This window comes from Pseudoalteromonas sp. B62 (assembly GCF_037162565.1).
Taxonomy (GTDB): Bacteria; Pseudomonadota; Gammaproteobacteria; order Enterobacterales; family Alteromonadaceae; genus Pseudoalteromonas; species Pseudoalteromonas fuliginea.
The window spans coordinates 179600-196728 of record NZ_JARLVB010000002.1 but is presented as its reverse complement, the minus strand read 5'-3'; the positions used below and the strand labels follow the sequence as shown (position 1 = coordinate 196728).

At 38.5% G+C, this 17129-nt stretch carries 16 protein-coding genes, 1 other RNA gene and 3 pseudogenes; 10 read left to right on the top strand and 10 right to left on the bottom strand.

Annotated features, from left to right (window positions below; genetic code table 11):
- Window positions 1–82 precede the first annotated feature (82 nt).
- Window positions 83–1435 (bottom strand): Do family serine endopeptidase, encoded by a 1353-nt coding sequence (locus P4S71_RS05245; protein WP_096793713.1) that lies wholly within the window; start codon window positions 1433–1435, stop codon window positions 83–85.
- Between the two features lie 132 nt (window positions 1436–1567).
- Entirely contained in the window at window positions 1568–2011 is a 444-nt protein-coding gene (locus P4S71_RS05240) for a YhcB family protein (protein WP_007378316.1), read from the bottom strand.
- Window positions 2012–2145: 134 nt separating this feature from the next.
- Between P4S71_RS05240 and zapE the strand changes: the two genes are divergently transcribed.
- From zapE to P4S71_RS05200, 8 genes and pseudogenes are all read left to right on the top strand, one after another.
- A complete protein-coding gene (zapE, locus tag P4S71_RS05235; RefSeq protein WP_007378317.1) occupies window positions 2146–3234 on the top strand; it encodes a cell division protein ZapE in 1089 nt (362 codons plus the stop codon).
- Window positions 3235–3520: 286 nt separating this feature from the next.
- The gene (gene rplM / locus P4S71_RS05230) at window positions 3521–3949 is read left to right on the top strand and encodes a 50S ribosomal protein L13 (protein WP_007378318.1); all 429 of its coding nucleotides are present in this window, start codon (window positions 3521–3523) and stop codon (window positions 3947–3949) included.
- Window positions 3950–3957: 8 nt separating this feature from the next.
- Complete coding sequence (rpsI, locus tag P4S71_RS05225) at window positions 3958–4350, top strand: 30S ribosomal protein S9 (RefSeq protein ID WP_086007041.1); 393 nt, start codon at window positions 3958–3960, stop codon at window positions 4348–4350.
- A gap of 581 nt (window positions 4351–4931) precedes the next feature.
- Window positions 4932–5522: a ubiquinol-cytochrome c reductase iron-sulfur subunit gene (gene petA, locus P4S71_RS05220; RefSeq protein ID WP_007378319.1), complete on the top strand. Its 591-nt coding sequence runs from the start codon at window positions 4932–4934 to the stop codon at window positions 5520–5522.
- Window positions 5522–6787 carry a cytochrome b gene (locus P4S71_RS05215; protein ID WP_007378320.1) on the top strand — a complete coding sequence of 422 codons (1266 nt, stop codon included), beginning with the start codon at window positions 5522–5524 and terminating at the stop codon, window positions 6785–6787. Before petA ends, P4S71_RS05215 begins: the two co-directional genes overlap by 1 nt.
- Window positions 6784–7533, top strand: coding sequence for a cytochrome c1 (locus tag P4S71_RS05210; protein WP_008135840.1), 750 nt, complete (start codon window positions 6784–6786; stop codon window positions 7531–7533). Before P4S71_RS05215 ends, P4S71_RS05210 begins: the two co-directional genes overlap by 4 nt.
- A gap of 79 nt (window positions 7534–7612) precedes the next feature.
- Window positions 7613–8239 (top strand): stringent starvation protein SspA, encoded by a 627-nt coding sequence (sspA, locus tag P4S71_RS05205; protein ID WP_007378322.1) that lies wholly within the window; start codon window positions 7613–7615, stop codon window positions 8237–8239.
- Window positions 8239–8675 (top strand): annotated as a pseudogene (locus P4S71_RS05200) (ClpXP protease specificity-enhancing factor). The gene sspA and the pseudogene P4S71_RS05200 overlap by 1 nt, the downstream one beginning before the upstream one ends.
- A gap of 97 nt (window positions 8676–8772) precedes the next feature.
- On the opposite strand, the gene dolP reads toward P4S71_RS05200, so the two are convergent.
- The 4 genes and pseudogenes from dolP to P4S71_RS05180 form a co-directional block, all read right to left on the bottom strand.
- Window positions 8773–9339 (bottom strand): division/outer membrane stress-associated lipid-binding lipoprotein, encoded by a 567-nt coding sequence (gene dolP, locus P4S71_RS05195; protein ID WP_096793712.1) that lies wholly within the window; start codon window positions 9337–9339, stop codon window positions 8773–8775.
- The gene (locus P4S71_RS05190; protein WP_007379077.1) at window positions 9332–9925 is read right to left on the bottom strand and encodes an SIS domain-containing protein; all 594 of its coding nucleotides are present in this window, start codon (window positions 9923–9925) and stop codon (window positions 9332–9334) included. Before P4S71_RS05190 ends, dolP begins: the two co-directional genes overlap by 8 nt.
- A 60-nt stretch (window positions 9926–9985) precedes the next feature.
- Window positions 9986–10356: pseudogene (locus tag P4S71_RS05185) on the bottom strand (YraN family protein).
- Window positions 10357–10366: 10 nt separating this feature from the next.
- Window positions 10367–12244 (bottom strand): penicillin-binding protein activator, encoded by a 1878-nt coding sequence (locus P4S71_RS05180; protein WP_337150239.1) that lies wholly within the window; start codon window positions 12242–12244, stop codon window positions 10367–10369.
- 61 nt (window positions 12245–12305) lie between these two features.
- On the opposite strand from P4S71_RS05180, the pseudogene rsmI reads away from it, so the two are divergent.
- Window positions 12306–13162: pseudogene (gene rsmI, locus P4S71_RS05175) on the top strand (16S rRNA (cytidine(1402)-2'-O)-methyltransferase).
- A 41-nt stretch (window positions 13163–13203) separates the two neighbouring features.
- Window positions 13204–13582: RNase P RNA component class A (gene rnpB, locus P4S71_RS05170), an RNA gene on the top strand.
- 290 nt (window positions 13583–13872) lie between these two features.
- Here the strand turns inward: rnpB and P4S71_RS05165 are convergent.
- The 4 genes from P4S71_RS05165 to P4S71_RS05150 form a co-directional block, all read right to left on the bottom strand.
- Complete coding sequence (locus tag P4S71_RS05165) at window positions 13873–14472, bottom strand: SLATT domain-containing protein (RefSeq protein ID WP_096793709.1); 600 nt, start codon at window positions 14470–14472, stop codon at window positions 13873–13875.
- Between the two features lie 159 nt (window positions 14473–14631).
- Complete coding sequence (locus tag P4S71_RS05160; RefSeq protein ID WP_337150238.1) at window positions 14632–15054, bottom strand: hypothetical protein; 423 nt, start codon at window positions 15052–15054, stop codon at window positions 14632–14634.
- Between the two features lie 203 nt (window positions 15055–15257).
- Window positions 15258–16019, bottom strand: a complete 762-nt coding sequence (locus P4S71_RS05155) for a reverse transcriptase domain-containing protein (RefSeq protein ID WP_337150237.1) — start codon at window positions 16017–16019, stop codon at window positions 15258–15260.
- 60 nt (window positions 16020–16079) lie between these two features.
- Window positions 16080–16925 carry a hypothetical protein gene (locus P4S71_RS05150; protein ID WP_096793707.1) on the bottom strand — a complete coding sequence of 282 codons (846 nt, stop codon included), beginning with the start codon at window positions 16923–16925 and terminating at the stop codon, window positions 16080–16082.
- Between the last annotated feature and the right edge of the window lie 204 nt (window positions 16926–17129).

Below are 17129 nucleotides of genomic sequence, written 5' to 3'. Positions count from 1 at the left end.
GAAGTAATTTCTTTATGATGGCATAAAAAAATAACAGCGGCAAGTGCCACTGTTACTTTTATTTCATTTATAGCAATATTTATTACTGAATTAAGATAAATATAGATTCACGGCCACGTTTCACGCCAAGCACTATATTGCCTTTTGTGTCATCGATGATCTTATTCATATCACGAATTGTTTCTACGCGTTGACGGTTTACCTGCATTATAATGTCACCCTCTTCAAGGCCAACACGGGCAGAAGGTGAACGAGGATCTACAGAGGTAACTTCAACACCTTTATTACTATTTTTTTGCACGTTTTCAAGCTCGGCACCTTGAAAAGCAGGATGTAGCTCTTCCCCTGTTGCCGTAACACCTGATGCACCATCGAGTGTAACTTTAACTGTTTTAATTTTTCCGTCACGATAAATGCCGAGCTTGATTTCTCTACCTTCACCCAAGGTTGCTATTTTGCTTCGTAATTCATGGAAGCCGCTAATATCACCGCCATTAATACTTACAATAACATCACCGGCTTTGATTCCTGCTTTACTTGCAGCGGTGTCATCCATTACTTGCATAACGTAGGCACCTTGTTTGACGTCAAGTTGCTGTGCTTTAGCTAGGCCTGCATCAAGTGGGCGCCCAGAAATACCAAGTGAGCCACGACGTACTTCACCGTGTTCAATAATTTGATCTACTAGGTTTTTCATCATGTTAGACGGGATAGCAAAACCAATACCAACATTACCGCCTGAAGCCCCTAAAATAGCAGTGTTAATACCTATTAATTCACCATTTAAGTTAACTAAAGCACCACCAGAGTTGCCTTGGTTAATCGCTGCGTCGGTTTGAATGAAATCTTCGTAGCCTTCAATGTTTAAACCACTGCGACCAAGTGCACTCACAATTCCTGATGTAACAGTATGGCTAAGGCCAAACGGATTACCGATAGCAACGGCAAAGTCACCCACGCGCAAATTATCTGAGTTTGCTAGTTTTACTTCAGTTAAATCATCAGCGTCGATTTGTAAAAGCGCAATGTCGGATTCTTTATCAGTTCCAATTTTAATCGCTTCAAACTCACGGCCGTCTTCAAGAGTAACAACCATTTTTTCGGCATCTTGAATCACATGGTTATTAGTTACTACATAACCTTCATCAGCATTAATAATAACGCCAGAGCCTAAACCGCTAAATTGACGTTTTTGGCTTCGGGGTTGTTGCTGTCCGAAAAAGTATTCAAGTGGGTCCGCACGGCGACGCACTTCTTTAGAGCCTGAAACTTGAATGCTTACAACGCCTGGAGTAATTTTTTCGAGCATTGGGGCAAGTGTTGGCAACTGTTGACCATTTACGGCAACCGGTATTTTTGCATAAGACGCTACCGGGCTTAATAAAAGGCTAGTAGAAAGAATAGCTGCGCTGATAAGTGATAATTTCATTTTCATAGTCTGGGTTTACTCCACTTCGAGAAAAGCAATAAATTAAAAAGGGCTACATAAGCAGCCCTTTTTAATTTATCAGTAAGATAAAACAACAAAGCTGTTATATCTAAAGACTATGGGGTTAAAAAAAGTTCATCAAGATGCTTTAGAATGTTCTGAAACTTTATTTTGTCCTGCAAATAAACCTGATTCGCCTGAAACATAATCAGCAGGTTGTGCTTTTGCTGATGAGCGATCGCATCGGCGCTCTTTTATCGATGCTTGTAATTGCTCAGTAGTTTCTTTTGAAAAGAAAGGTTCAGCTGGTGTTTGCTTCCGATCCTCTAGCAGCAGTTGATTGGTTTCTTCAACATGGCTAAGTAGTTGATCGTAATTCTCTTTCATTTTATTTACAAGCTTGCCTGTACTCGCTAAATGATCGGCTACATCTTGACGATATTGCTCTAACGCATTGTTAGCTTGCTCTGCCTGTTTTTCCAACTCATCCTGTTTAAATTGTTTTTTAGTGACAAATGCACCAATAAAAAAAGCTATAACAGCAACAATAACAATTAAACCTACCCACGTGACTGTGCCCATAAATCTACCCCTTTGGGAAAATAACTAACGAATGCTTGATTCAATTATAAATCATACTAAGTGTAATATACCCCGAGTATTGATGCGTGTTAATATGCTTTGCAAATTAAACTGCATTTTAACTGTAAATAGATATGACTCCTTGGCAAACATACCAACAAGATTTGAAGCGAGATGACTTTGTACATGATGTAGCACAAGAAAATGCAGTGCGCCATTTACAGCGTTTATATGACGATTTAACCCAGAACAAAATAAAATCAAAAAGCTTTTTTGCCAAGCTTTTTAATAAAGATGAGCCAGCGCCTATAAAAGGTTTATATTTCTGGGGAGGAGTAGGGCGTGGTAAAACTTATTTAGTTGATACTTTTTATGAAGCCTTACCAGGCACGCGGAAGATGCGCGTACATTTTCATCGTTTTATGCATCGCGTACACGATGAACTTAAAAAGCTAAACAATACTGTAAACCCATTAGAAAAAGTCGCGGATATTTTAAAAGCTGAAACAGACATAATTTGTTTTGATGAATTTTTTGTTCAAGACATTACAGATGCCATGCTGTTAGGCGGTTTAATGGAGGCATTATTTGCACGCGGTATTGTACTTGTTGCAACGTCAAATATAGTACCTGATGATCTTTATAGAAACGGTTTACAACGTGCGCGTTTTGTACCAGCTATTGAGTTGGTTAAACTCAATACAGAAATAGTAAATGTAGACTCAGGTGTCGATTACCGATTACGTACGCTAGAACAAGCCGAAATTTTTCATAGCCCGCTTGACGAACAAGCAGATAAAAATCTATTTGATTACTTCGATAAACTTTCCTCAGAGCCTGGCCAATTAGATGAGCCTATAGAGATAGAAGGGCGTTTAATCAAAACGCGCAAAGTAGCTAAATGTGTTGTGATGTTTGAGTTTAGTGAATTGTGCGAAACAGCGCGAAGCCAAGTCGATTACATGGAGATTAGTCGCCTATACAATACGGTTATTATTTCTAACGTGAAACAGCTTGGGCAAACTAACGATGATGCTGCAAGACGCTTTATTGCTTTAGTTGATGAATTTTATGAGCGCCACGTAACTTTAATAATTTCAGCTGAGAAGCCGATCACCGACCTTTATACTCAAGGTAACCTTAATTTTGAATTTAAGCGTTGTATAAGCCGTTTGCAAGAAATGCAGTCTTTAGAGTATTTAGCTAAAGAGCATTTAGTTTAAAGTAAGTAGGCAAATGTGTAATAGGCCAACGCTTAAAAATAAGAGGTACATATATATTACTTCTTATTTCTAAAATTTCTTGTGGAAAAAACAACCGGCGAGTAGCAATGTGTTTTAAGTGCTGGTATACTCCCGCGTCTGCCACGTTGCGTTCTATGCCATCATATAGTCTAGCCACTTGTGAGCGGCGCAAAAGTCTAAAACTCGAAGGGGTTGTAGCAAACTTAGAGCAGTAGTTAATATTAACTACTTGTGGTTTTAATTGAAAAACATTGGATTTTTATAAATGAAAACGTTTGTTGCTAAACCAGAAACAGTAAAACGTGACTGGTACGTAGTTGACGCTGAAGGTAAAACTTTAGGTCGCATCGCTACTGAAATCGCTCATCGCCTACGCGGTAAGCATAAAGTTGAATATACACCGCACGTAGATACTGGTGATTATATCATCGTTATCAACGCTGAAAAAGTTACTGTAACTGGTAACAAATTCAAAAACAAAGTGTACTATTCACACTCTGGTTTTCCAGGTGGTCTTAAGTCTACTACTTTTGATAAACTTCAAGCTGCAAAGCCTGAAATGATCATCGAGAAGGCTGTTAAGGGCATGTTGCCACGTGGTCCTTTAGGCCGCGCTATGTACCGTAAACTTAAAGTTTACACAGGTACTGAGCACAACCATGCTGCACAACAGCCTCAGGTTCTAGACATTTAAGGAGCACCATCATGGCAAATCAATACTACGGTACAGGTCGTCGTAAAAGTTCAAGTGCTCGCGTATTCTTACGCCCAGGCACTGGTAACATCGTAATCAACAAGCGCTCTTTAGAAGAGTACTTTGGTCGCGAAACAGCACGCATGGTTGTTCATCAAGCTCTTGAGCTAGTTGATATGACTGAAAAATTTGATCTTTTCATCACCGTTTCTGGTGGTGGTACAACTGGTCAAGCTGGTGCTATCCGTCACGGTATTACTCGTGCACTTATGGAGTTTGACGAGTCATTACGTCCACAACTTCGTAAAGCAGGTTTCGTTACTCGTGATGCACGTAAAGTTGAACGTAAGAAAGTGGGTCTTAAGAAAGCGCGTAAGCGTCCACAGTTCTCAAAACGTTAATCTATACGTTATCAAAAATTCAAAACCCAGCTTATGCTGGGTTTTTTGTTTTTAAAAATAGTAATTCCGACAATGAAAGATATGCCTAAGTTGACTCGTTATCGTGTCTAGGCTTAATAATTACAGTTACTTGTATTGATCAAACTCCTCAATAACAGCGTATTTAATAAACGAAAGTTAAAAAATACTCAGATAGCTGCAAAAAAGTTAAATAATTATCGTAATTAGTTTAAATCCATCAGTTAATTGGTGGAATTTTTTGCTACAATTGGCATGGAAGTAAAACGATCGAGTTTTACGACACTACGCACCGTTTTAGAGTTTTTGCTTAGTGAAGTTGATCTTGGTCAGTACATAGTTTTTACAGAAACGGTATTATGACTATTCGGCCCTATACTCAAACTGGCTTACTGAACCCTAGGTGAAGTTGGATGTGTTAGAGCATGAGGCTGTGAATAACCTTGTTTTAACCAAGGGTTTTAATTATGATCGTTTCTATTTTAAAAATTCGAATAATTAACCTGCTGTAACTGATGTTCTCAATATAGCAAGTGTTGAGAATCGTAAGTGGAGATAAGTGGATGAGCAATGCGCCTGTAGACAATGGCCGACGTCGCTTTTTAACCATAGCTACCTCTGTTGTTGGTGGTGTTGGTGCGGCTGGGGCTGCTGTTCCTTTTATTGCGTCTTGGAATCCAAGTGAGCGAGCTAAATCTGCGGGTGCGCCTGTGGAAGTAGATATCAGCAAACTTGAGCCGGGACAATTAATACGTGTCGAGTGGCGTGGTAAACCTGTATGGGTTGTATCACGTACCCCAAAAATGCTTGAGCAGATGAAAGAACATGAAGGTCAACTTCGTGATCCACAATCGCAAGAGCCACAACAATTAGAATCATCAACAAATGATTACCGTTCATTACGCCCAGAAATATTTTTGGCTGTAGGTATTTGTACGCATTTAGGGTGTTCTCCTGGCTTTTTACAAGGTAACTTTGGCGAAAAAGTAGAAGGGACTGACGATGGTTTCTACTGCCCATGCCACGGTTCTAAATTTGATATGGCTGGCCGAGTTTTTCAATCGGTACCTGCACCATTAAACTTAGAAATACCACCTTATACTTTTCTAGATGAAACCACTATTTTAGTGGGCGAAGAAAGAGGGGTAGTCTAATGTTTGGTAAGATTATTGGTTGGATAGACGACCGAATCCCAATGACACGTGTTTGGAATATGCACATTGCACAGTATCCAGCACCTAAAAACTTTAACTTCTGGTACTTTTTTGGCTCACTAGCCATGCTGGTACTAGTAAACCAAATTCTTACAGGTATTTGGTTAACGATGAACTTTGTGCCATCTGCTGAGGGCGCATTCGCCTCGGTTGAATACATCATGCGTGATGTAGAATATGGCTGGTTATTGCGTTACTTGCACTCAACAGGTGCTTCAGCGTTTTTCATCGTTGTATATATGCATATGTTCCGTGGCATGATCTACGGTTCTTACCAAAAACCACGTGAATTACTGTGGTTATTCGGTATGTTTATTTTCTTGGCATTAATGGCTGAAGCGTTCATGGGGTACTTATTACCTTGGGGTCAAATGTCATTTTGGGGTGCGCAGGTAATCATTTCTCTATTCGGTGCAATTCCGGTTATTGGTGATGACTTAACACTTTGGATCCGTGGCGACTACGTAATATCGGGTGCAACGCTTAACCGCTTCTTTGCATTGCATGTAATTGCACTCCCACTGGTTATCGTAATCTTAGTTTTCTTACACATTGTTGCATTGCATGAAGTGGGTTCAAATAACCCCGAAGGTATTGAAATTAAGCGTAAGAAAGGCTCTGTAGCTGAAGAAGATAAACCTAAATTTAAATTTCATGAGTATTACACTGACAAAAAAGATATTGTTGATGCAATACCGTTCCACCCTTACTACACAGTTAAAGATATTGTGGGTGTGGTTGGTTTCTTAATATTGTTCTGTTGGGTTGTGTTTTTTATGCCTGCGATGAATGGCTTCTTTTTAGAAGGTCCAAACTTCGAAGCAGCTAACCCTCTTAAAACACCGGAGCACATTTTCCCAGTTTGGTACTTTACGCCATTCTATGCAATCTTACGCGCAATCCCTGATAAGCTTATCGGTGTTGCAGCAATGGGTGCATCGATTGTTGTACTTGCGTTACTACCTTGGGTAGACCGTGGTAGAGTTAAATCGGTTCGTTACCGTTGTGGTTTCCATAAATGGAACATTGCAGGTTTTGTTGTTACTTTCGTTCTTTTAGGTTGGGTGGGTGCAACTCCACAAACAGACCTTAAGACGATAATTTCTCAAATCTGTACTGTGACTTACTTTATGTTCTTCGTACTGTTGTTTGTATACAGTAAGAACGAAAAAACTAAGCCATTGCCAGAGAGGTTAACGAAATGATGAAAAAGCTTATTATTGGTTTATTTGCTTTATCAGTAAACTTGTTGCCGAATATGGTTATGGCAGCGGGTCCATCGGTTCCTTTAATGGAAGCGAATAACGACCTTACTGATCAACCATCTTTACAGCGCGGTGCAAAGTTGTTCATGAACTACTGTCTTGGTTGTCACCAAATGCAGTATCAACGTTATGAACGTACTTTTCGCGATATTGGTATCCCAACAGAGGTTGGTTTAGAACAATTGATTTTTGACGGTTCTAAAGTCGGTAGCCATATTACTAACGCGATTACAAAAGATGATGCAGCAAAATGGTTTGGTGCGGCTCCGCCGGATTTAACGCTAATTGCTCGTGTAAAATCACCAGATTATATTTACACGTACTTAAAATCGTTTTATAAAGATGAATCTCGCCCGTTTGGTGTAAATAATATTGTTTTCCCATCTGTTGGTATGCCTCATGTTCTTCAAGAGCTGCAAGGTTTGCCAACGCCAATTACTGAAGAAGTAGAAGAGCATGGTCACACTGTGACTAAAGTTATTGCTACTGAAACAGATGGTACGGGTGAACTAAGCGTAGATGAATACGACCAAGCAGCTCGTGATTTAACGAACTTCCTTGAGTACGTGGGTGAACCTTCACGTCTTGAGTCGGAAGCATTAGGTATTAAGGTAATCGGATTTTTAATTATCCTGTTTATCTTGGCATTTATGCTTAAGAAAGAATACTGGAGAGATGTTCATTAAGTTTGAACATATTTAAAGGTAATTTTGCAATAGGGGCTTAAGCCCCTATTGCTGTTTTAGTGATTTAATGGAGGTAGGCATGGCCGTAGCTGCCAATAAGCGCCCTGTAATGACCCTTTTTTCTGGGGCTAACTGTATGTATAGCCACCAAGTACGAATTGTACTTGCGGAAAAAGGTGTAAGTGTAGATATTCATTTGGCTGAAAAAGATAACCTGCCAGAAGCACTTCACGAAATTAACCCTTACGGTACAGTGCCAACACTGATTGACCGTGAGCTTGGTTTATATCAGGCAAATATCATCATGGAATACCTTGATGAACGTTTTCCTCATCCTCCACTAATGCCTGTATACCCGGTAATGCGTGGTCGTAGCCGTTTAATGATGCACCGTATTGATACAGATTGGTACAGCCTAGCTGAAAAAATCATCAATAATGCATCTGATGCAGCTCAAGCTCGTAAAGAGTTAACAGAAGCATTACTAGCTGTAGCACCTATCTTTAGTGAAGCTCCTTACTTTATGAGTGAAGAGTTTAGCTTAGTGGATTGTTACTTAGCTCCACTACTGTGGCGTTTACCAGAGTTTGGTATTGAGCTTAATGGTGCTGGTTCTAAAGAGCTTAAAGAATACATGATCCGTTTATTTGAACGTGAGTCATTCCAAGCTTCTTTAACTGAAGCTGAGCGTGAGATTCGTTTATAATGACGCCTAATCGTCCTTATTTATTACGTGCTTTTTTTGATTGGATAGTTGATAACGAATGCACGCCACATTTAGTGGTAGACGCTGGGTTTGCTAATGTACAAGTGCCTACACAGTTTGTTCAAGACGGACAAATTGTTTTAAACATAAGTCCATCAGCAGTCACACAGTTTTCGTTAGACCTAACCCAACTTAGCTTTAACGCGCGCTTTGGTGGTCAGCCAATGCAAGTGTATGTGCCCTTAGGTGCAGTGCTGGCAATATATGCACGTGAAAATGGTGAAGGTACGGTCTTTACAGCAGACGAGTTTTTAGGGGACGAAGACGACTTTGCTCCAGAGCTTGAAAGTGTTGACTCATCAGCTGAATTTATTGATGAAGCACCACCAGAAAAGCCTGAAAAGAAAAAGGCTCTCATTTACGTGTTATTAAATAATACATAAATGCCAAAAAAACCGCTTATTAAGCGGTTTTTTTATGCCTGATACAAAAGCGAGCCGGTGTATGTAATTAGGCTATCTATCATTTTACAACTACATATATTCAAAAACTTTTATTACGCGTTCAACGCCAGATACATTACGTGCAATGTTTACTGCTTGATTAGATTCAGACTCAGAGACTAATCCCATTAAAAATACTTCACCGTTCTCAGTAACTACCTTAATATTATTGCTACTAATATTCTTTGCAGTGAGTAGCTGCGCTTTTACTTTTGAGGTTAACCATGAGTCGTGGGTTTGTGTGGTGATACCAATATTTGATCCAATACGGATTTGATTATGAATTTTACGAATACCAGCAACGTCTTCAATTGTACGTTGAGCTTCACCTTTCATTTCTTGATTTGCGACTTGACCAACTAATAAAACGATACCGTTTACGCTTACTGCATTGATATTAGCAAATTTCTCAATGCGCTCTACCTCACTCAAGGCAATGCTGGCTTTTATCTCAATATTGTTATCATCAATTTGTGAGCCAATAGTGCGGCGATCGTTCGCTGCTGTTACTGCACTAGCTGTACCTGCAACAATAGCGGCCGCACAGCCTTGCAATAATACAACAGTACTTAAAACAATAAGGGAGCGTTTAAACATAGTTTTCATCCTGCGGAAAGAGGGTTAAATCAACAAGTTCGCTTAAACAGTGTAAGTTAACTAAATGCGATTCGATAATACGGCTAGGGCGCTTAGAAGGGGTTCTAATTTCAACGTCATTAGGGCCAAGTAAGCCAACTAATTCCCCTCCATCATCACCGACCATCACGATTACTTTCATATCTTTAGTAAGTGCAGCCTCTACAGCAGAAATAATATGTTTTTCGTTACCGTTTATAGCAAGTGCAAGAAGTAAATCCCCTTGCTGGGCAAAAGCACGAACTTGTCGCGCAAATGTATCGTGATCATCGCCTTGGTTATTTTGACCTAAATTTATATTTTCTTGAGACAAAGCTATCGCGGGGAGACACGGCCGCTCAGTTTCATAATGGTTAACAAGTACACCCGCAATATGTTGGGCTAGCATATGGCAATTTGCAGTGCCGCAACAAATGAGTTTATTACCGTTTATCAAGCTTTGTGCAATGGTAAATGCTGCTGATTCAAGTGCACTGGGTAATACTTCACCTGCAGCGATTTGTACTTGAATGCTCTCTGTAAAAATTTCTTTAATTGTATCTTGCATAGCCTACCAATAATTTATACTTAATCTTTATATGAACTTAAGCCTATATTGCCTAAGTATTTAAAATACGTTTTTAAGCCAGTTAATTTTGGGAGATGATTCTCCTGTAATGGCTACATAATCAATTCTAAGCGCTTCATTTGTTAAGTTTTTAGCGGCTAAGTAATGATAAATACTGCGTTTTAGTCTTGCCTGCTTCTGCGGGCTTAATGCATAATTAGCGCCGCCGCGCGCATTGTTTTTGCGAAATTTAACTTCTACAAAAACAAGGGTGTCACCTTCTTTCATAATGACATCAAGCTCACCAAAGGGGCAGTAATAATTACGCTCAATGGGGTTAGTCCCTGAGATACTAAATATTTTTGCGCTTGGAGCTCATAATACTGACCTTTTTCACGGCTATTTTGCCACAGCTCTTTAAACCACGACATGTCGCCCCCTTTAATTACTTGTTTGTATTGTATTTGCTGATTGCATAAATAGTGGTATTGGGCGCTGCGTTTTTAACTGCACAGGTTTTATACGACGATTAGAATACTGCGCCCAATTTAATGTTCGCTCTATGTGCCCATTGCTGTTTATAGATAACTTACCGCTTAAACCACTAAATTCGTTGCCAGGCACAATACTTAATTGCCTTATTTCTGGAAGTACTAATATTGCATCATACGCCATAGCAAATAAACGTTGGCTTATATCAACTTGTTCAGGCCATAAAGTGTCATATTGTGCTCGCAAGGTATGTAGTTTAACTTGTGAGTTAAGCATCCATGGGAGCTCAGTAAAATATAGCCCTTCTAGATCACCTTTATCTGTACGGTCAATTTGTTTGCTATGACTTTTAGAGCTGGCATAAAGTGGGATACGATCAGCAAATGTACTTACATTTACATCAAGGTAAGGTTTAATTAAACGGGTTTCTATTGCATCACCTAAAATGTAAATAACATCTATGTCACTACGCGATCGCGTTTCGTTCTCTACTTCTTGTTTAAAAAGTGCTTTTACAGTTTTTATACGCTCTTTAGACTTATCAACTTCTAGTAAGCTGGTAATTGTATTAGGCATGTCTTTTTTATCATTATACAGGCCAATCTGAGGTTTGGTTTCACTGTAGCGTTGCCACTGTAAATTAAAGTAGTCAATTAAACGTTGGCCATTTACATTATTAGGTGCAAGCAACATTGGTTTTTGGTAGCCCATGGCTAAAAAGTGTTCTAAAGCTTGTTCTACTTCGTGTTCAGGACTCAGTGCAAAGAAGTAATGCTGCAATGAAATACGCTCACCATCAAAGGTATTTAAATGCAGAGCCGGTATATTTATCAAGGTATTAGCTGCTGTAAGTTTATCAATATTGGCTTTTAACAAAGGTCCAACAACAAAGTCGGGGTTTATTTCCTCAATTTTAGCTGCAAGTTCTTCAGTGTTTAGGTTTTCATCTAGAAACAGAGTTTCACTAATGTTTTGTTTATCAAGCGCAGCTAGAACACCGGCTTTGAGTGCATCGCCTAATCGCTCATTTGGGCCTGATTGCGGGAGCAGTATAACCAAACGTTCTATATTTATAGGGGAAAACTCTGTAAACAATTCATCTTGTTTAGGTAATACCGTTACCGCTGGGTGTCCAACATAGCGGCGTCGCCAGTTATTGATTGCTTGATCTAACTCAACACCGCTGCTTGTATATACTTGATGATATAAGGCAAGGTTAGCCCAACCTTGTTGAATTACTGAACCTCGGTTAAAGCGCTCTAATGCATAAGATGACAGTTTTTTTAAGTTATCCCACAAGTTTTGATTAAGCTGTGGGATCTCAATATTATTCTTAGCTGCTGTCTCAGATGCCCTAAAGAAATAAGGGGCCGCTTTTTTAGGAAAATTTTGTGATGCGTAAATACTGGCAGTTAAAAACTGATGCCATGCAAAGTGCTCGGGTTGGGTTAGTTGCCCGTCTAGCGATTGTAGAATAACCAAGGCTTGAGCATTTTTATCCTGTTTTTTTTGCGCAAACGCAATATAAAGACGGTTTTGAATTTGATCAACACTGGCTGTTAATTCAAGGTCGCTACCTATTTTTTCTAGTAGCGGCCAGTTTTGCTCTGTAATAGCTGCATCTCTTGCGCTATACAACAATTGTATTTTATCAGCCCCTTGACGATTTTGAGCCAATTGATAGATAGATTGTGCGCTGGTAGCTTGATTTTTTAATGCATTTGCACTGTTACTGAAGTTATCACTGTTTTTAGTTGGTTTTTCGGTTGTGCTGCACGCCGATAACCCTGACAATATAATTAATAGACTAACTAGTTTAAGTCGCACAATGATTTCCCAATACGTTAACGCGATTTGCTTATATTACTGACTGACGCAGGAGACCTCAATGTTAAATGAGGAGAATTCACAGAAAATTGGCACTCTTTACATTGTAGCCACCCCAATTGGCAATTATGACGACTTAAGTCAGCGTGCAATCGCGACATTATCGCAGGTTGACTTAATAGCTGCTGAAGATACTCGCCATACCGGCAAGCTACTTAGCCACTTTGGTATCAAGGCTAAAACATTCGCATTACACGACCACAACGAAAAGCAAAAAGCACAACAAATTATTGATCAACTTAATCAAGGTTTAAATATTGCTTTAGTATCTGACGCTGGTACACCACTAATTAGTGATCCAGGCTACGCGGTTGTAAACTTATGCCGTGAGCAAGGCGCGCATGTGACACCTATACCTGGTGCGTGTGCTGCTATTACCGCTGTATGTTGTTCAGGCTTACCAACCGACCGCTTTCAGTTTTTAGGCTTTACGCCAGCTAAAAGCAAAGCTCGGCAAGACTTTTTACCGAAGCTGTTAACTCAGGTATCACCAGCATAATGTACGAAAGTACGCACCGTATTATGGCAAGCCTTGATGATTTAGCACTAGCACTTGGCGACGATCAACACGTTGTGTTTGCTAAAGAGCTAACCAAAACCTTTGAAACATTTTTTAATGGTAGTGTCAGTGAGCTTAAACAGTTTTTAACAGATGATCCTACCAAGCAGCGCGGCGAAATAGTGCTGATGCTTGCGGGCAAACCAAAGCAAATAGACGATGTTCCGCCTGAAGCGCGCAAAATGTTGGCACTTCTTGAGAGTGAAATGCCAATGAAAAAAGCCTGTGGCGTTGTTGCTGAATACTTTGGAATGAAGAAAAACGCTTTATACAAAACAATTATTGAAGAAAAAGAGTAAATTTTACTGCGCTTGGTATTAGCCTCATGTATACTGCGCGCCGAGTCAGCCAAGATGATCGCTGCCTGTGACGAAAATGATCAGGGGGAGGAAAGTCCGGGCTCCATAGGGCAGAGTGCCAGCTAACGGCTGGGGGCGTGAGCCCACGACAAGTGCAGCAGAGAGGAGACCGCCAATCTTCGGGTTGGTAAGGGTGAAAGGGTGCGGTAAGAGCGCACCGGGCCGCTAGTAATAGTCGGTTGCAAGGTAAACTCCACTCGGAGCAAGACCAAATAGGGTTCTATCATTTTAAATAATGAACGCGTGGCCCACGTGAGAACCGGGTAGGTTGCTTGAGCCATAGAGCGATTTATGGCCTAGACGAATGATTATCACTTTCTTCGGAAAGGACAAAACCCGGCTTACCGGCTGACTCACTCATTCAACAAAAAAGCCCGCAGTTAACGCTGCGGGCTTTTTTGTGTTTAAAAATTAAGATAAGTCACTAGTTTTGAGCCGTATGATCGTGTACTCAGCTGAGTTTAAGCAAATAGCGATAAGCTAACAGTGGCAAATTATGATGTATGAAGTCAAGATTTGGTCCCATTGGGTTTCAAAAGGTTGTTGGTCATGAGCTTCCAAAGGTAGGATTACAGATAAATACACATGGCGTGACTAGTGTCAAAAGGTTAGAAGAAGTCGTGAACTCTTTTTAATTTTAAAAAATATTTCTACGCTCTATAAAACATAATTACTAGTGATATAAGCACAGGGACTATTACGAATATAAACCCAATAATAGTGTCATAATGTTTATAGTTTAGTTCTATTCTTAGTCTTTTAAATTTACTTATTTTCGCTATATTTGGAAAGTCATCAGGGTTTTGTAGCTGAAAATAAATATCATCTATTGTCTCATGATTCAGTAAATACTTTGCAGTTATTTGGTTGTATTCATTTGCTATAGCTGAAATTTTGTCTGTTTCAGTATTCGGAATGAATTGTAACTTTGAATAACAGCCATCGAGTTCAATTCCACATGAGTGGTGCCTTTCAGATTTTAGACCGTGCTCTTTACCATTTTCATATAAACCATAAGCCAAAATGATAATAGATATTATAATAGATATGAAACTGAGCCACTGTGATTGGTTTGTAGATATAGTAACTAGATTGGTCAGTTGAATAATACTAATGGCTAATAAATGTATCGATGAACATGAAGTGACAAATGTTAAGGTGCTATTTTTCTTCGCTAGCCTTCTGTAAGCATTAAACCTAGAACCCTTTGTTCGCCAAATTCTATTGTTTAGTAGTTCTTTATTATCCATAATCTTTTTTCCAAATAATGAGGGCACCCCTCTAGTGATTCAAGTAGTTATTCTCTAACGATAAGTTTAAGTTAGAAACTAGAAACAGCTTAAGCCGATATTATTACCTTAGCCCGTTATCTTAAGATAGGGACTTGCACATTTGTACAGGAGGGGTACCTAAGATATGTTACCAATATCTTCTTCTAATTTCACTAATCTTGTACTTTTAGCAATCTCAAACTTTCTTGCAATCTCTTCTTCTGTAAAATTCTGTGTATCTTGCTCATTAAGATAACCAAATTTAACTAAAAAACGAATTTTTTCAATTGTTGATTTGTAAACGCCGTAATTATGTATATAGCCATCAAATGTAGAGTATTTAGCTGAATAATGACTTTTAACAAGTGATTTTAGCTCTTTTGGGGGCTGCTTATTGAACATCTCTAATCGAGTAAATTGTTTACTAATAATAGAATCTAGTTTATGTAAACTATGAATATCGGTTATTTCTATGAAATAAAAGATCCACCCATATCTCTTCGTTTCAGTAATAGCTCCTGTAATCTTTTCATTAATATTTAATAAAAAAAGAGCTTTCATATGCTCAGGTGTTAACCACTTAGAATTTTCGACCCTATAATGAAAGTTTAACTTGAAGTCTGTAAACATAGCGATGATAGAGTTAATAAAGCGATCAATAGTAGACTCTCTGACAGATATTTTTTCAGATGAAATCTTATAACCTAAGTAATCAAATGGCTTTGAAATTAAACCTTTTTCAGTTTTGTCGTTTGTTTCTAAACCTATTTTTTTAAAGCTTTATCGATTTGTTCCTCTATAGCTAATATTTCATATTCGTGAGCAAATATTAAAATATCATCCACATATCTTAAATATTTAATACCTATTTTAGAATGCTCCTTGTCAAAGCTGCTCATATAGATACCAGCAAGAACGTTAGAGATAGACAAACCTTGCGGAACTCCTCGTGTTCCATGATATTTTGATGAGTCTTTTTTCTTATAGTTTTTAGGTACAGTTTTGTTTTTGATAGCACGACGAATTAAAGCAATTACATGCTCATTATTTAGTCCGCCCAAGTAATTGTCTAAAAGGTTCGTATGATCTAAATTGTCATAGAACCCTTTTATATCTATTTTTAGGTAGTGGGTTTTTTCAAGGTCATTTTTACTTATTAGGTCTTTAATCTCTCTAATGAAACTATTCGGCAACTGCTTTTGAATACAGCTGTCGTAATAGTAGTGGAGAGTATCTTTTAAAGCACATAAGGTTAATTTATCTCTAATGGTAGGTTTCGATATTATCCTCGGAGTTTTCCCTCGGCCTTTAGATTTGACTATCTCTAAATATGGGCTGAAACGGTATTGAGAGCTCAGTACTTTTTTTGATATTCCTAATGAAATTAAACCAAGATTTTTTTCTATCTGTGCACTGCTTACTCCATCGATACCTTTACCTGTTTTATTTTTTATTTTTTCATGAAAAGTACTCTGTAACTTAGCTGGGGAAAAATTAAATAAAAACTGTTTTTCAAAATCTTCCATAAATTATAAATCCATAAATTTAGGCTTAAAAATTTGCTAGTAAACAATTAATGCATTCTTCTAAGCAACTCTAATTCGTCTAAATGACATATACTTAGTAAAGCCTGTTTTAATTATTGCTTTCCCTTGGGTTGAAAATCCAACATGGCCTACAATGATAACATCTGAACCATCTAGTTCAGACACATCTTTAAGCTTGAAGTTTGTGAGCAGTTCCTCTTTCAAACGAGAATTAAGAGCTATACTTGGCTCTGTTCTATAATCACCATAGTTGAGCCAAAGATCTCCATTTTTATCTGTGCTCAGATTATTGACCTTTCCCCAGAAAATATAGTCTTTACCAATATGATTTCTAGTTACATTTTCTATTTTTACTAAGCTTTGGTTAAGTCCGCCTTCGATAACTACTCGTCCAGAATTAGCTACGATGGTAATCGTTTGATCATCATCGGCATAGTCAGTATTGCGACATAGGTTGGTTAATAGTTGACGAAGAGATTTTCCTAAAGGGAAGCCATCTGAATTACCAATAGCTCTTTTTTTGGATTTACCTTTCCATTCGGATTCATCATCACCATGTTTATTATTATCATTAGACACATATATAGATTGTGTTGATGCTTTATCTAAATCTACCCTAATATCGCTATTTTGGTTTAATTCATCACCCTCATTCACCTCATGATCGTCTGAAATAAACTCTACAGTTGATGCATTGCAGCCATCTTTATGTTTTGCACCGAAGCATGCCATCCTGTTTACTTTCTGCGTTTCATAACCCTTTGTAAACCATGCTTTTACACCGCATTCTATACAATAAATTAAGCCACGATACTTATCTGGGTTATTTTCATAATCAGTGGTTGTGCAAATTGAATTATCTTCTTTATAGATGCAATTGAGCATTTACCGTCCTTAGTTCAAGTGCTATTTTTGTAAATATATAGCTTTCTTTATGCTTAGCATAAAGTTACATGTAAATGATATGAGCGTAAACAAGCAACTTCGAAATAATTGATGACCTATGTTAGTTGACAAAGGCTTAATATTTCAAGGATACTTTTTATAGTCGTGAGTGAGGGCATTCCGAATTATAAAGCTGCGTTTAGA